Here is a 15,026-nt window from a genome sequence, read left to right as displayed (position 1 = left end):
GTGGATAGGGGGTGGGGGTTCTGATGACGAGATTGGGTATATAAGCCGCTTTTTTTCGCCAGTACCCAAAAATCTTTGTTTTTTCTGGGAAAAAATCAAAAAGTCTTGAGATTTTGGGCATAAAACAAAAAGAGGCATTCCCAATGCCCAAAATCAGACGGAATTTTGGGCATTGGGAGAAAAAAACAGGGATATTGCCCAAAGGGACTCATTTTGGAGGTTTGAAGGGGGGATGGGGAGGAGAGGCAGGAGCTGAATGGGCTGGATATCCACGGACCGGGGGAAGCTGACGGTGAAGTTCTTCTTTCATATGTTGTTATGTTCCATAAAATGCGGCTCCTGGATTTGTACAAAACGTTGAAAAAGTGAGAATTATATACAGATATAAATATTCACCTTGACATATAACCATATATAATGATATAGTATGTTCTAGTGAAAAACATATGAAGAGGAGGAGTTCGCGTGTTTCGGTACATATTAAAGCGATTGCTGTATGCGATCCCGGTTTTTCTGGGAATTACATTTGTGATCTACACACTGATCAACCTGGCGCCGGGCGGTCCGCTTTCGGTTCTTGCGGCTTCGGGTGAAATGTCCCTGAGTGATCTGGAGGCCTTAAAGATTTCCATGGGACTGGATAAACCCATTGTTATCCGGTACTTCATATGGCTGGGAGATCTGCTTCACGGAGATTTTGGCATCTCCTACCGGACATCCCAGGAAGTCAGTCTGATGATCTCTCAGAGGATCATGCCGTCCTTGATGCTCACAGGTACAGGTATTCTTGCGGCTATGCTGGTGGGAGTTCCTCTGGGTATCATCTCTGCGTATAAGCCGAATTCCGTTTGGGACCACATCAGTACCTTTATTTCGTTCATTGGCGCGTCGGTCCCCAACTTTTTCTTAAGCCTTTTACTGATCTATGTTTTAGCTGTGAAACTGAAATGGTTCCCCACCAGTGGAATGCAGTCCTCCGGTATGAGCGGGAACCTGCTGGACCTTCTGCATCATCTGGCACTGCCGGCGTTTGTCTGCGGGATCCAGCCCATCGGAAACTATATTAAGCAGACCAGATCCAGCGTACTGGAGGTTTTAAATGAGGAATACATTAAAACGGCCCGTTCCAAGGGAATTACCAATGTGGTCATCGTTTTAAAGCATGCATTCCGGAACGCGCTGATCCCCATTGTGACTACCATCAGCCTTTCGATCCCGTTCCTGATCGGAGGAGCGGTGGTGACTGAGCAGATCTTTGCATGGCCGGGTATCGGAAGCCTGATGATCACGGCCATTACCAGCCGCGATTACCCGGTGATCATGGGTGTGGCAGTTCTGATCTGCGGTGTGGTGCTGGTGGCAAATCTGATCCTGGACCTGATCTATGCGGCCCTGGATCCGCGGATCAAGTTTAAATAGAAGGGGGTGGGAATGTGAAAAAGACCATGAAAGAAATATGGAACAGCCAGGCTATGAAAAAGTTTATCCATAACAAGAAAGCGATGCTGGGCCTGGCTATCGTAACGATCTTAGTTTTAGCAGTGGTGTTCATCCCCCTTTTTGCAGACCTGGACCCATATACCACCGACCGGGCCGCCGGGTTCAATAAGCCCCCGTCTGATGCCCATATCCTGGGAACGGACGATGTGGGCCGGGACCTGTTTGCAAGGCTTTTATATGGAGGTCGCATTTCCCTGTTTGTAGGGATCACCTCCACGATCATCTCCGTACTGATCGGCATTCCTCTGGGACTGATCGCCGGATATTTCCGGGGAACAGCAGAATCCATCATTATGCGTACAGCGGATGCATTCATGTCTTTCCCGTCCATGGTACTGATCCTGGTTCTGGTGGCAGTGTTTGGTCCTTCGATCCTTACGGTAACAGTTGTCATTGGTGTGCTTGGGTGGACGGCTATCGCAAAGCTGATCTATGGAAACGTGCTCTCGATCCGGGAGCGGGAATATATACAGGCAGCCAGGGCTGTGGGAGTCAGCACAAAGAAGATCTTATTTTCTGAGGTTCTTCCCAACGCGATCCCGCCGGTCTGGGCGAATATCTCCTTCCGGGTGGCGGGAGCGATCCTGACCGAGTCATCCTTAAGCTTCCTGGGCATGGGCGTGCAGACACCGCAGGCTTCCTGGGGAAACATTATCTTTGCGGCTCAGAACCTTCTGGTGCTGACTGCCAGACCCTGGGTATGGCTTCCGCCGGGAATCTGTATCATTTTGGTGGTCATCGGATTTAACTTCATTGGAGAAGGCGTGCGGGACGCACTGGATCCCAAAACAAAGGAATAAACGGAATGAAAAAATGATTCAATAAAAGTATAAGGAGGAAACAAGATCATGAAGAAAACCACACGAAAACTTTTAAGCCTGGCCATGGCATCAGCTATGGCGGCCAGTCTTCTGACTGGATGCGGCGGAGGCGGCGCGAACGAGACGACGGCAGCGGCTGGGACTGAAAAGACGGAAGCTGGAAAGACAGAAACAGAGGCCGGCTCCACAGAGGCAGCGGCAGAGGGAACGGCAGACGCCGACTATTCCCAGGATGTGATCACCTATGGTATGACACAGGCGTGGGATACCATCAATCCCTACGGCTCCTCTTCCGGTTCCATTTACCAGAACCTGGTCTGCGACAAGCTTTATGACCGTCTGGCTTTTATTGAAGAGGCCGGAACCGATGTAACTCCAAGGGGAGCAAAGTCCTGGGAATCCGCAGACGACGGAAAAGCTGCTGTTTTCCATCTGGATGAGAATGCCAAATGGCATGACGGAGAACCGGTTACAGCCAGCGACTGGGTGTTCACTGCACAGCTGATCACCAACCCAAAATTTGAGTATGGTTTAAGAAGTGAGTTCAATACATGGGCCGGAACGGACGACACAGGAACAGAAGAAAGTGAAAAATCTGTCCAGGTAGAAGCTGTGGATGACTACACCTTAAAGATCAACTTTAAGAGCGTGATCCCGGTGGAGGACTGGCTGATCCTTCACAACAAATATTTCTATGTACTTCCGGAACATCTCTTAAAGGATATGGCTCCGGAAGAGATCAAGACCAGTGATTTCTGGAAGGCTCCGGTGGGCTCCGGTCCATGTACCTTTATCTCCGAGCTTTCCGGAAGTGAGCTGCAGCTGGGTTCCTTTGCGGATTACCATATGGGCGCACCGAAGTTCGGCAAGCTGGTCTTAAAAGTGATCGCTGCCACCAATACGATCACCTCCATTGCAGCAGGCGAGATGGACGGCTTCTTCCAGGCTCCCACTGTGGACGATGCCCTGGCAGCCAAGGATATGGGGCTTAATGTAGAGCAGTCTGCAGAGCCGACGACAGTTGCCGTATTCCTGATCAACAACCAGAACGTACCGGATAAGAAGGTACGTCAGGCCATGAGCTATGCCATCGATAAGCAGATGCTGATCGACCAGTCTCTCCAGGGACAGGGCGTTCCGGCAACCACCTGCATCATCCCGGGCTCCCAGTATGAGTTTGGAACCAAATGGGAAAGAAATGTAGATAAGGCCAAAGAGCTCCTGGCAGAGGCTGGATGGGATTCTGGCAAGACTCTGAAAATGGTCGTTACCTCTGCCCGTGAGAGCATGGCTGCTGTGATCCAGCAGAACCTGGCAGAAGCAGGCATTAACATTGAGGTACAGACGGTGGAGCTGGCTACCATGTTCTCCGGTCTTCAGGATGGAACCTATGATCTTGGTATCTGCGGCTCCACGGCCATGGACTATCCGCTGTGGATGGCCGGCTACTATGACAACAAAAACGCCACATACTGCCAGATCACAGATACAAAATATGCAGAGATCCAGGATGCCATTGCAGCAGAGCTGGATGAAGCAAAGAGAAAAGAACTGATCAACGACTACCAGGAGCTTCTGTATGATGAAATGCCGCTGGTGATGCTGTACAACGGTTACAGCTTCAGTGTAAAGTCCGACCGTTTCCAGGGCTACAATGGATTTGAAGGCGGCGTAAACAACCAGAAGGTATGGGAGTGGTCCGTAGCAAAATAAGGATTTGGAACTATAACGCGGGAGCCGGGGCTTCTCCGGCCCCGCGGGAATATAAGCAGGAGGGATACAAATGGAGGAACGATTGCTGGAAGTCAAAAACTTAAAGGTTTCTTTCAACGTCGGAAAAAAGAAGCTGACAGCAGTGGAAAACGTGGAATTTTCCCTGGATAAGGGAAAGGTCATAGGCATCGTGGGAGAATCCGGATGTGGAAAGAGCGTGACAGCTACGTCGATCCTGCGGCTGGTCCCCCCTGCTGTAAGTATTATTGACGAGGACAGCCAGATCCTTTTTGATGGAGAGGATCTGGTGAAGGCGCCGGAAGCCAGAATGAGAGAGATCCGGGGAAATGAGATCTCCATGATCTTCCAGGAGCCCATGTCTTCCCTGAATCCGGTATACCGGATCGGGGACCAGATGCTGGAGATGATCCGCACCCACAACAAACAGATCTCAAAAAAGGATGCGCTGGATCAGTGCGTGGAGATGCTGAAGCGGGTGGGGATCCCGTCTCCGGAGCAGAGGATCAAGGAATTTCCCCACCAGCTTTCGGGAGGGATGCGTCAGCGGGTCATGATCGCCATGGCACTGCTCTGTAACCCCAAGCTGCTGATCGCAGATGAGCCGACGACGGCTCTGGATGTGACGATCCAGGCCCAGATCCTGCGGATCATCAAGACTCTGACGAAAGAATCCAATACCTCTGTGCTCCTGATCACCCATGATATGGGCGTGGTGGCAGAGGTGGCAGACCATGTTATGGTCATGTATGCAGGAAAATCTGTGGAATACGGTACGGCGGAGGATATTTTTGACCATCCAAAGCATCCGTATACCATCGGCCTCCTGAATTCCATTCCAAAGCTTGGAAGCGGACAGGAGGAGCATTTATACACCATCGAGGGAACAGTTCCCGGTCTCGATGAGATGCCTGAGGGGTGCCGGTTCTGTACCAGATGCCAGCACGCCACGGAACAGTGCAGGAAAAAAGATCCGGGAATGCGGGAAGTGGACGGCCATATGGTACGCTGCTTCCTGTACGGGAAGGAAGGTGAAAACTGATGGCTGCTCCGTTGCTAGAAATACGAAATGTGAAAAAGTATTACCCGGTAAAAAAGGTGAGGAACGGTGAGGATATCTCCGTGAAGGCGGTGGATCAGATCGATCTGACTGTGAACCAGGGCGAGATCGTAGGCCTGGTGGGAGAGTCTGGATGCGGAAAGTCTACCCTTGGGAAGACGATCCTGAAGCTTCATGATATCACCGGAGGCCAGATCCTATTCCATGGAGAGGATATTACCAATTATACGGAAAAGCAGATGCGTCCTTTGCGTGAAAAGATCCAGATCATCTTCCAGGATCCCTACGCCTCTTTAAATCCGAAAAAGAAGGTCGTTCAGTCGGTGATGACGCCTCTGGACGTATCTGGAAAATATACAAAAGAAGAAAAACTGAAAAAAGTCATCGATATTCTGAATGAGGTGGGGCTCAGTGAGAAATTCCTGGAAAAATATCCCCACGAAATGTCCGGAGGCCAGAGACAGCGCGTGGTGATCGCCAGGGCTCTGATCAATGATCCGGAACTTGTGATCTGCGACGAACCGGTTTCTGCTCTGGATGTTTCCGTCCGTTCCCAGGTGCTGAACCTGCTGAAGGACTTACAGAAGGAGCGGAACCTTACCTATATTTTTATTTCACACGATCTGAGTGTGGTAGAATATCTGTGCGACCGGGTAGCTGTCATGTATCTGGGAAGGATCATGGAGCTTGCAGACAAAAAGCAGCTCTATGGAAATCCACTCCACCCCTATACACGAGCTCTCCTCTCCGCGATCCCGGTCCCGGATATTCATGCAAAAAAGGATGAGATCATCCTTCAGGGCGAGGTTCCCAGTCCCTTGAACCCGCCTAAAGGCTGTCTGTTCTCTACCCGGTGCGCTTATGCAACGGAGCGGTGCCATAAAGAAGCGCCGAAGCTTGTGGAGCTTACAGATGAGAATGGAGCAAAGCGCAGCGTTTCCTGTTTCCTGTACCATTGATGGAAGCAGAGGCATGTAGTATAATGGAGGAAAATGGAAAAGAAAGGGGAAAAACCCATGGGTAAGATCATTCTTGTAACCGGCATGCTGGGGAACAACAGCCGCGGGGTGCCGTCATTTATTTTAAATACAGCTTACATGAATGCCATTGTGGCTGCCGGAGGCGTTCCGGTGATGATGGGAAGCACAAAGCTGGCTGCGGAGTACGCGGAAATGGCTGACGGTCTTCTCATTACCGGAGGAGAAAGCGTTCATCCCTCCAGGTTTGGCGATACCTTCAATAACCTGGCTGATGGAGATGCCAATGTGGCCCACAACCTCAAGGCCGGATGCAATGTGATCCGGGATGAGATGGAATTTGCTGCCTTTGAGGAGTTTTTTAAGAGGAAGAAGCCCATTATGGGGATCTGCCGCGGCCACCAGCTGGTCAACGCGGCCCTGGGCGGCCACAATATGCTGAATTTTCCGAGGAAGCATGCAGTGGAGCACTCGGAGGGGATCCAGCATGAGATCGTCGCAGAAGACGGATCGATCTTAAACCGCCTTTATGGTCCAAAGCTTCTGGTCAACAGCTTTCACCGGGACTGCGCAGATGCAGTGGGACCGGATGTAAAGGTGACTGCCAGATCTCTGGATGGGATCATTGAGGCCATTGAACACAAGACACTTCCTGTTTTCAGCGTCCAGTTCCATCCGGAACGGATGCGGGGAGATGCGCCGAATCCGGCTTTTGGGCCGGACGGCACAGAATTATTTAAATATTTTGTAGATCTTTGTTAGTGGAAAATCACTGACGCATTTTGAGGAGGAAGAAAAATGACAAAAACAGTAAAAGAAATCGTAGCCGAGATCAAGGAGACCCTGGATAAAAAGGGCGGTCTTAAGCATGTTTATTTTGTAGCCTGCGGCGGCTCCAAGGCAGCCATTTTCCCGGGACTTTACCTGCTGCAGAGCGAGGCAAAGACCTTCAGCGCCACCACCTACACCAGCAATGAGTTCGTTCATGCGACTCCCAAGGAGCTGGACGACCGCTGCGTGGCTGTGATCTGTTCCTTAAAGGCGACTGCAGAGACGGTAGAGGCTGTGAAAAAGGCTAACTCCATCGGAGCCATCACTATTGCCATGACCGGAAATATGGATACAGGAATGGCAAAGGTGGGCCAGTATGTGGTTACCTATTCCAATGGAGACGACCAGGTTTACAGCGATTCCAATCAGGCCAACTCCTTACGGATCGGCTTTGAACTGCTGCACCAGTTTGAGGGCTGGGACAAATACGATAAGGCCATGGAGGCATACAAATACATCGATGAGATCGTGGCAGAAGGAAAGGAAAACTGCCTGGCAGCCGCAAAGGAATGGGCAGATAAGGAAAAAGACGAGCCTGTATTCTATGTACTGGCTTCCGGTCCCAACTATGGCGTAGCCTACTCCATGTGCTGCTGTCACTTTATGGAGATGCAGTGGAAGCACGCTGTCTGCCTCCATACCGGCGAATATTTCCACGGCCCCTTCGAGACCACAGATAAGAAGCTTCCGATGATCCTCATTATGAGTGAAGGCCGTACCCGTGCCCTGGATGAAAGATGCCTGAAATTCTTAAATACATATGCAGAGAATTTCATTGTCATTGACTTTAAGGAATTAAACAAGGGCCGTATCGATGCCGACGTGGCAGAGTTCTTCAACCCGGTGGTACTGATCCCCATCGAGCGGTATTATGTGGCACAGATGGCCGAGGTGAGAGGCCATTCCATGGATCACAGAAGATATATGTGGAAGGTTGAGTATTAATGAAAACGAAAGTCATCGGCATTGGGGATAATGTGTGCGATAAATATTATCCTGCAAAGATCATGTATCCCGGCGGCCAGGCCATGAACTTTTCGGTCTATGCAAAGATGCTGGGAGCAGATGCGGCTTATATGGGCGTATTTGGCCGGGATGAGGTGGCGGATCATGTGATCCGGACTCTGGATGAGCTGGGGGTGGACCATTCCCGGTGCCGCCAGTATGACGGGGAAAACGGCTATGCCAAGGTACGCCTGGTGGATGGCGACAGGGAATTTATCATGAGCAACAAGGGCGGCATCGTTAATGAACATCCTTTGGAGCTGACGAAGGAGGACCTGGATTATATCCGGACCTTTAAGCTGATTCATACCAGCTGCAACGGCCATCTGGATGGAGAGCTCCATAAGCTCCGTGAGGCGGGGGTTCCTATTTCCTACGATATGTCCGGCCGGTGGAATCAGGAGTATTATATTGAGACCATCGGGCCCCAGGTGGATATCGCCTTTGCCTCCTGCGGCGACACGCCGGAGGAAGAGATCAAAAAGCTCTGTGAGGCTCTGAAGGCCAGGGGCTGCCGTATGACCGTGGCGACCAGGGGCGGAAAGGGTTCCCTGATCTATGACGGAGAGCAGTATTACACCCAGAAGCCGAAGCTGGTGGATGCGGTGGATACTCTGGGAGCCGGAGATTCCTTTGCCACAGCCTTTCTGCTGGCCATGCTGGAGAAGAAGGATATCCATGCGGCCATGGAAGCGGGAGCAGAGTTTGCGGCAAAGACGTGCCTGGTGAACGGCGCGTTTGGCCACGGCATCGCCTTCCAGGAAGAATAAACGAAAAATCTCATATATGTCTGAACCCGCGGCAGGCCGGATCTCCGGCATTCCTCCTTGTTGCCGCGGGTATTCTTTTTTATTTGACTTGCCATTTTGACTGCTTCATATTAGAATAGGGAAGGTATCACGCGGGAGTACATAGAAAATATGGAACAGGGGGATAAACGTTATGCTGAAACAGGATGCGATCACGCCTTTGTATGTGCAGCTCATGGAAGAGCTGGAAACCAGTATCAGAAACGGCGTCTATAAGCCCGGCGATAAGATCATGACCGAGGCTGAGATGGCCAAAGAATATGGAGTCAGTCTGATCACGGTGCGTAAGGCCGTGGGCTCTTTGATGGAAAAGGGGCTGGTGGTGCGCAAGCAGGGAAAAGGAACGTTTGTCACAAAGCCGAAATATTCAAGAAACATGAAAAAGCTCCAGAGCTTTACGGAAATGTGTGAGCAGATGGGCGTGAAGCCGGGGGCACAGGTCCTGGAGAACCGGCTGATCATGGCGGATAAAAAGGTGGCCGACCGGCTGGGGATCGAGCCGGGCAGCAATGTGGTCTATATTTCCAGACTCCGCCTGGCAGACGGAGAGCCGGTCCAGGTGGAGAAAAGCTATTTCCCTTTGAAATACGCCTTCCTTCTGGAGGAGGATCTGAATAATGGGTCCATGTTCGAGTGCCTGAAGGAAAAGGCCGGAGCAAAGGTTGCCAGTTCGGAAAAGATGATCGAGCTGTGCCGGGCCACGGCGGAAGAGGCAGCTCTGATGGATGTGAAAAAGGGGGATTACCTTCTGTTTGTAAAGAGCACGGCTTATGATGAGAACGGAGAGCCCATGTATGCCGGGATCCAGCTGATCAACGGAGACCGTTTTTCCCTGTATGTATACGAGTCGGGAAAGTAGGGAGCGGATATGAACGTACTGATCGTCGGCGCCAGAGGCGCTGGAAAGACTACACTGATCCGGCGGGTCCTGGAGTCTCTGGACCGTCCGGTATGGGGATTTGAGACAGAAAAAGAAGGAGATCAGGTCCATATTTATGATGCGGGGGCGGAGCATGTGCCCACAGAGGAGAATCTGGTGGGCCTGTGCGGAGAGACCTGCGGGATTCCGGTGAAGGAAGGATTTGACCGCTATGCGCCGCGGATCCTGGCTCCCGTAAAGGCTGGCAGCGTTATGATCATGGACGAGCTGGGATATCTGGAGTCCTCTTCAGAACTTTTTTGCAGGGCTGTTCTGGAGCGCCTTGGGGGGAGGGATCCGGTGATCGCAGCAGTGAAGGACAGGGATACGGCCTTTTTAAGCAGCGTCCGCTCCCATCCTGGCTGCCGGTGTTTTTTCATCACGGAAGAAAACAGGGATGCGCTGTATGAAGAGGTCCTTGATTTTGTAAAAAAACAGTTCCAGACAACTGTTCGGTCATGGGGAGGCCTGGACGGGGAAAAACATTGAAAATATGCTTTTATAAAGCATTTTTCTCTCCGTATCTCCATATGGAGGACACCTGGTGCTTCTTGTCCACAACAGACGGATAGGAAGAAAGATGTATGGCTGGATGGTTATAGTTTCCAGGGTAAAATGACGAAAAAATCTTGACAAAATGGTCTGGATTGGTATATAATGACGATGTTCATAAGAATACTTTGTTGCACGAGTGGCTCAGTGGTGGAGTATCGCCTTGCCAAGGCGAGGGTCGCGGGTTCGAATCCCGTCTCGTGCTTTTTTAATACATAAAAATAGATACAGACTACGGAAGCACGAGGCGGTCTTGGAACCCGCAGGGCTGACGCCCTGGTTCGAATGCCCTCGCTGCGTCCACCGGGTGGACTGCGCTGGGGCAGACCCTCCCGTCTCGTGCTTTTTTAATATATAAAAATAGGCATAGACTACGGAAGCAGGAGATGGTCTTGGAACCCGCAGGGCTGACGCTTCTTTTTTGGCACAATAATAATAGAAATAGCTATTCCAGACTTTTAATGGTATGGAATGGCTTTTTTTAATAAGGAGGGCTTTTATGTACTGTTTGACATCGTATGCTTCGCCCATCGGTCTCCTGACCCTGGGGAGCGACGGGAAGCATCTGACGGGGCTGTGGATCCAGGGCCAGAAATATTTTGGCGGAGAGAACGTGGGAGAAATCGGAAAGGAGCAGGGACCAGAGCCTGCGGTATTCGGGGATGCCAGGAAATGGCTGGACCGGTATTTTTCCGGACAAAAGCCGTGTCCGGATGAGCTTCCCCTGGCACCGGAGGGAACGGAATTCCAGAAGCTGATCTGGGGACTTCTCTGTGAGATCCCTTATGGAACGGTCACGACCTATGGAGACCTGGCAAAAAAGGCGGCAGCCCGGATGGGCAGGGATACCATGTCCGGACAGGCCGTAGGCGGAGCCCTGGCCCACAACCCGGTTTCTATTATTATCCCCTGCCACCGTGTGGTAGGATCAGGAGGAAGCCTTACAGGATATGCCGGCGGCCTGGACCGGAAGATCTGGCTGCTGGACCATGAAGGCGTGGACGTTTCCAGGTTTTCGGTTCCGGTGAAGGGGACGGCGCTTTAAGAGGGGGATATCATGGAATGGAAGGATGGAAAAATAAGGTGCCGGTGGGCCGATCCTGGGAATGAGCGGTATATCCATTATCACGATCATGAGTGGGGCGTTCCGGTCCATGATGACAGGAAGCTGTTCGAGATGCTGGTCCTGGAGGGATTCCAGGCCGGGCTTTCCTGGGAGTGTGTGCTGAATAAACGGGAGGCGTTTTCCCAGGCCTTTGACGGCTTTGATCTGGAAACGGTCATGGCATATGATGATGAGAAGCTGGAGGCGCTTCAGAATGATCCGGGGATCATAAGAAACCGTTTAAAGATCCGGGCAGCCGTGACCAATGCGGCGGTTTTTTATGAGATCCAGAAGGAATATGGGAGCTTTTCGGAATACCTCTGGGGCTGGACCGGAGGCAGGGTGGTCTGTGAGAAGGGAAGGACCAGCTCTCCCCTGTCAGATGCCATATCGGCGGACCTTAAGAAGCGGGGGATGAAGTTTGTGGGCACCACGATCATTTATGCTTATCTCCAGGCGGTGGGAGTGATCTGGGCCCATGAGGACGGATGTTTTATGGAGGTGCGGGCGGAATGAAACGGGAATATTTTCTGACGACAGAACGGCTGGGCTTTTCCTGGTGGACGGGAGAGGATCTGGAGCTGGCAAACGGCCTCTGGGAGGATCCCCAGGTGTGCCGGTATATCTGTGCTGCCGGGCAGTTTTCGGACGACGAGGTCCGGAAGAGGCTGGCCCTGGAGATGGAAAATGGGCAGCATCATCATGTCCAGTACTGGCCGGTCTTTGAGCTGGAGACAGGACGGCTGGCCGGATGCTGCGGCTTAAGGCCCCACAGAAGCCGGACCTATGAGCTGGGGATCCATCTGAAGCCGGAATTCTGGGGCCGTGGGATCGCCGCAGAGGCCTGCCGGGCGGCGATCTGGTATGCCTTTGGGGAGCTGGATGCTGAAGGACTTTTTGCAGGCCATCATCCGGACAATCAAAGATCCGGGAAGCTGCTGGAACGGCTGGGATTCGTATATACGGGAAATGAGTTTTACAGCCCCACAGGACTTTATCATCCTTCCTATGAGAAAAGGAGGGGACGGAGAAGCCTTAAGACCGCGCTGCTCCAGATCCTGCCGGGAAACAGCCTGGAGGAAAATCTGGAAAAAGGCCTTTTCTGGTGCCGGGAGGCAAAGAAGGCCGGAGCCGACCTGGCACTGTTTCCGGAAATGTGGAGCAGCGGTTATGATATGCCGGAAAGCGTGGAGGAGCTGGAGCATAAGGCGGTGGCGGCGGACGGCCCATTCGTCAAAGCCTTTGCCAATGCGGCCCGGGAGCTGTCCATGGCCATCGGGATCACGATCCTGGAACAGTATCCGGAAGGCCCAAGGAACACGCTGCTTTTACTGGACCGCCATGGGGAATGTGTGCTGTCCTATGCGAAGGTCCATACCTGTGATTTCGGGGATGAGTGCCGCCTGACTCCGGGAGAGGGCTTCCATACGGCGGATCTGGATACAGAGGCCGGCGCTGTGCGGGTGGGAGCCATGATCTGCTACGACCGGGAATTTCCGGAGAGCGCCCGGATCCTGATGCTTATGGGGGCAGAGATCGTCCTGGTCCCCAACGCCTGCCCTATGGAGATCAACCGCCTGTCCCAGCTTCGCGGACGGGCCTATGAGAACATGATTGGAATCGCCACCTGCAATTATCCCCAGGGGAAGCCGGACTGCAACGGTCACTCATCGGCATTTGACGGCGTGGCGTATCTGCCGGGGGAAGAGGGATCGAGAGATATGTGTATCCTGGAAGCCGATGGAGAAGAGGGGCTTTGGCTGGCGGAATTCGATCTGGAGCTTCTGCGGTCATACCGCCGCCAGGAGGTACATGGAAATGCGTACCGCCGCCCGGAGAAGTACGGTCTGCTGACAGAGGATACAGTACGGCCGCCGTTTGTGCGGAAGGATAGGAGGAAACCTGTATTATAATAGAAGAAAGGGAAGGGGAAGACCATGAGAAAACTGGTATTAAGGAATGGAAAGATCTATGTGGAGAGAGGAAGGTTTGCCCAGGCGCTTTATGCGGAGGACGGAGTGATCCAGGCTGTGGGGACGGAGGAAGAGGTCCTTACGGCAGCGGGAAAACGGGATGGTTCCGGGAATGGACTGGACGGTGCAGAGATCATTGACCTGGAGGGCCGCACGGTGATCCCTGGGATCAATGACAGCCATATGCACCTTCTGAACGTGGGCATGGACTTTGCGACGGCACCCATCACGGGAGTGAGCTCTGTGGATGAGATGGTGGAGCGCGTAAAGGAGTTCGTCCGCCAGAATCCAGAAACGGCGAAGCAGGGGATCGCAGGAAAGGGCTGGAACCAGGACCTGTTTATTGGGGAAAAGAGGATGCCGGGCCGTTATGATCTGGATCGGATCTCCACAGAGGTACCAGTGGTGCTCCAGCGGATCTGCGGCCATGTGGCGGCGGCCAACAGTAAGGCCATTGAGCTTCTGGGGCTGGATCAGAAGATGCGCCATGTGGACGGAGGCACCATTGAGACAGACGAAAACGGAACGCCCACGGGAATATTCACTGAAAATGCCATGGAGCTGGTCAATGGTCTGATCCCCAAATATACCCTTGAGGACGATAAGCGCATGTTTTTAAACGCCGCAGAGTATGCGGTGGCCCATGGTATTACCAGCGTCCAGTCCAATGATGTGGGGAACGCTTTTATTTCCCGGGATGATACGTTCCGCATGCTTCATGAGATCTATGACGAGGGACTGTGTCCTCTGCGCTACCGGCATCAGGCGTGTATCCAGTCTCTGGAGGAATTCCGGGAATGCGTGGGGAACGGAGAATTTAAGCATGGGGTCTATAAGGACCCGAAGAGGCTGGCTCTGGGACCGTTAAAGCTTTTTAAGGACGGTTCCCTGGGCGGACGGACGGCGGCCATGCGGAAGGAATACCAGGACGACCCGGGAAACCGTGGAGTGGAATGTATCACAAAGGAAGAGATGGACGAGTTCTGCCGTCTGGCGGATGCGGCGGGGATCCAGGTGGTGACCCATGTGATCGGAGACCGGGCCATTGAGGATGTGATCGAAAGCTATGAGAAGGTGCTCCATGACGGGAAGAATCCCCTGCGCCACGCCCTGATCCACTGCCAGATCACAGACAGGGAGATGATGGAGCGGATCGCCGGGGATGATATCCTGATCTGTTACCAGCCGATCTTCCTGGATTATGATATGCATGTGGTGACAGACCGGTGCGGAGAGGAGCTGAGCAGCACCTCCTACGCCTTTGGGACAGCAAAGAAGCTGGGGATCCATGTCTCCTATGGCACGGATTCTCCGGTGGAGGACTGCAATCCGTTCCCGAATCTTTATTCTGCAGTGACCCGCAGGGATCAGAAGGGATGGCCGGAGGGCGGCTTCTTCCCGGAAGAGAGGGTGGATATCGAGGACGCGGTCGACGCTTATACCATTGGTTCCGCCTATAATGAATTTGCAGAAGATTTCAAGGGACGATTAAAGCCGGGGTACCTGGCGGATATGGCAGTGCTGGATACAGACATTTTCACATGCAGACCGGAGGAGATCCGGACCATCCTTCCGGTGATGACGATCGTTGACGGACAGATCGTATACCGGAAAACAGAAGAGTAGAGGACGGCAGCAGCCAGTAAAAAGTCCAGGCGGCATATCTTGTGTTCTGCACAGGATGTACTGCCTTATCTTGTATATATAAAAGGAACAGAAAAAAGAAACGTGAAAAACGCAAAA

14 protein-coding genes and 1 tRNA gene are annotated in these 15,026 nt (G+C 52.5%); all 15 read left to right on the top strand.

The window, feature by feature from the left end; genetic code table 11:
* Nucleotides 1-465: 465 nt before the first annotated feature.
* The 15 genes from WIH05_RS12940 (at nt 466) to WIH05_RS12870 (ending at nt 14,909) form a co-directional block, all read left to right on the top strand.
* Nucleotides 466-1,419, top strand: coding sequence for an ABC transporter permease (locus tag WIH05_RS12940; protein WP_337425474.1), 954 nt, complete (start codon nt 466-468; stop codon nt 1,417-1,419).
* A gap of 26 nt (nt 1,420-1,445) precedes the next feature.
* The gene (locus tag WIH05_RS12935; protein WP_158360222.1) at nt 1,446-2,300 is read left to right on the top strand and encodes an ABC transporter permease; all 855 of its coding nucleotides are present in this window, start codon (nt 1,446-1,448) and stop codon (nt 2,298-2,300) included.
* Nucleotides 2,301-2,348: 48 nt separating this feature from the next.
* Complete coding sequence (locus tag WIH05_RS12930) at nt 2,349-4,034, top strand: peptide ABC transporter substrate-binding protein (protein ID WP_022272739.1); 1,686 nt, start codon at nt 2,349-2,351, stop codon at nt 4,032-4,034.
* 70 nt (nt 4,035-4,104) lie between these two features.
* Entirely contained in the window at nt 4,105-5,094 is a 990-nt protein-coding gene (locus WIH05_RS12925) for an ABC transporter ATP-binding protein (protein WP_022272738.1), read from the top strand.
* Nucleotides 5,094-6,071 (top strand): ABC transporter ATP-binding protein, encoded by a 978-nt coding sequence (locus WIH05_RS12920; protein ID WP_022272737.1) that lies wholly within the window; start codon nt 5,094-5,096, stop codon nt 6,069-6,071. The genes WIH05_RS12925 and WIH05_RS12920 overlap by 1 nt, the downstream gene beginning before the upstream one ends.
* A 57-nt stretch (nt 6,072-6,128) precedes the next feature.
* On the top strand, nt 6,129-6,851 hold the full coding sequence (locus WIH05_RS12915; RefSeq protein WP_337425473.1) for a gamma-glutamyl-gamma-aminobutyrate hydrolase family protein: 723 nt from the start codon (nt 6,129-6,131) through the stop codon (nt 6,849-6,851).
* A 36-nt stretch (nt 6,852-6,887) separates the two neighbouring features.
* Entirely contained in the window at nt 6,888-7,865 is a 978-nt protein-coding gene (locus tag WIH05_RS12910) for an SIS domain-containing protein (RefSeq protein WP_022272735.1), read from the top strand.
* Complete coding sequence (locus WIH05_RS12905; RefSeq protein ID WP_022272734.1) at nt 7,865-8,695, top strand: fructoselysine 6-kinase; 831 nt, start codon at nt 7,865-7,867, stop codon at nt 8,693-8,695. Before WIH05_RS12910 ends, WIH05_RS12905 begins: the two co-directional genes overlap by 1 nt.
* A gap of 172 nt (nt 8,696-8,867) precedes the next feature.
* Complete coding sequence (locus WIH05_RS12900; protein WP_022272733.1) at nt 8,868-9,593, top strand: GntR family transcriptional regulator; 726 nt, start codon at nt 8,868-8,870, stop codon at nt 9,591-9,593.
* Between the two features lie 9 nt (nt 9,594-9,602).
* Complete coding sequence (locus tag WIH05_RS12895) at nt 9,603-10,142, top strand: nucleoside-triphosphatase (protein ID WP_022272732.1); 540 nt, start codon at nt 9,603-9,605, stop codon at nt 10,140-10,142.
* Nucleotides 10,143-10,338: 196 nt separating this feature from the next.
* Nucleotides 10,339-10,410: transfer RNA gene (locus WIH05_RS12890), tRNA-Gly, on the top strand.
* Between the two features lie 294 nt (nt 10,411-10,704).
* The gene (locus WIH05_RS12885; RefSeq protein WP_022272731.1) at nt 10,705-11,250 is read left to right on the top strand and encodes a methylated-DNA--[protein]-cysteine S-methyltransferase; all 546 of its coding nucleotides are present in this window, start codon (nt 10,705-10,707) and stop codon (nt 11,248-11,250) included.
* A 12-nt stretch (nt 11,251-11,262) separates the two neighbouring features.
* Nucleotides 11,263-11,826, top strand: a complete 564-nt coding sequence (locus WIH05_RS12880) for a DNA-3-methyladenine glycosylase I (protein ID WP_022272730.1) — start codon at nt 11,263-11,265, stop codon at nt 11,824-11,826.
* The gene (locus tag WIH05_RS12875) at nt 11,823-13,223 is read left to right on the top strand and encodes a GNAT family N-acetyltransferase (protein WP_022272729.1); all 1,401 of its coding nucleotides are present in this window, start codon (nt 11,823-11,825) and stop codon (nt 13,221-13,223) included. The genes WIH05_RS12880 and WIH05_RS12875 overlap by 4 nt, the downstream gene beginning before the upstream one ends.
* Nucleotides 13,224-13,247: 24 nt before the next feature.
* Nucleotides 13,248-14,909 (top strand): amidohydrolase, encoded by a 1,662-nt coding sequence (locus WIH05_RS12870; protein ID WP_022272728.1) that lies wholly within the window; start codon nt 13,248-13,250, stop codon nt 14,907-14,909.
* The last annotated feature ends 117 nt before the right edge of the window (nt 14,910-15,026 follow it).

Source organism: Alitiscatomonas sp. (assembly GCF_037242085.1).
In the GTDB taxonomy this organism is placed as follows: Bacteria; Bacillota; Clostridia; order Lachnospirales; family Lachnospiraceae; genus Alitiscatomonas; species Alitiscatomonas aceti.
Note: the sequence above shows the minus strand (reverse complement) of the source record. Positions and strands in the feature narration are given on the sequence as shown.

Coding starts and splice junctions, on each gene's coding strand:
- WIH05_RS12875 (WP_022272729.1), top strand. CDS start 11,823: ATGAAACGGGAATATTTTCTGACGACAGAACGGCTGGGCTTTTCCTGG.
- WIH05_RS12930 (WP_022272739.1), top strand. CDS start 2,349: ATGAAGAAAACCACACGAAAACTTTTAAGCCTGGCCATGGCATCAGCT.
- WIH05_RS12935 (WP_158360222.1), top strand. CDS start 1,446: ATGAAAGAAATATGGAACAGCCAGGCTATGAAAAAGTTTATCCATAAC.
- WIH05_RS12880 (WP_022272730.1), top strand. CDS start 11,263: ATGGAATGGAAGGATGGAAAAATAAGGTGCCGGTGGGCCGATCCTGGG.
- WIH05_RS12910 (WP_022272735.1), top strand. CDS start 6,888: ATGACAAAAACAGTAAAAGAAATCGTAGCCGAGATCAAGGAGACCCTG.
- WIH05_RS12920 (WP_022272737.1), top strand. CDS start 5,094: ATGGCTGCTCCGTTGCTAGAAATACGAAATGTGAAAAAGTATTACCCG.
- WIH05_RS12885 (WP_022272731.1), top strand. CDS start 10,705: ATGTACTGTTTGACATCGTATGCTTCGCCCATCGGTCTCCTGACCCTG.
- WIH05_RS12895 (WP_022272732.1), top strand. CDS start 9,603: ATGAACGTACTGATCGTCGGCGCCAGAGGCGCTGGAAAGACTACACTG.
- WIH05_RS12900 (WP_022272733.1), top strand. CDS start 8,868: ATGCTGAAACAGGATGCGATCACGCCTTTGTATGTGCAGCTCATGGAA.
- WIH05_RS12915 (WP_337425473.1), top strand. CDS start 6,129: ATGGGTAAGATCATTCTTGTAACCGGCATGCTGGGGAACAACAGCCGC.
- WIH05_RS12870 (WP_022272728.1), top strand. CDS start 13,248: ATGAGAAAACTGGTATTAAGGAATGGAAAGATCTATGTGGAGAGAGGA.
- WIH05_RS12925 (WP_022272738.1), top strand. CDS start 4,105: ATGGAGGAACGATTGCTGGAAGTCAAAAACTTAAAGGTTTCTTTCAAC.
- WIH05_RS12905 (WP_022272734.1), top strand. CDS start 7,865: ATGAAAACGAAAGTCATCGGCATTGGGGATAATGTGTGCGATAAATAT.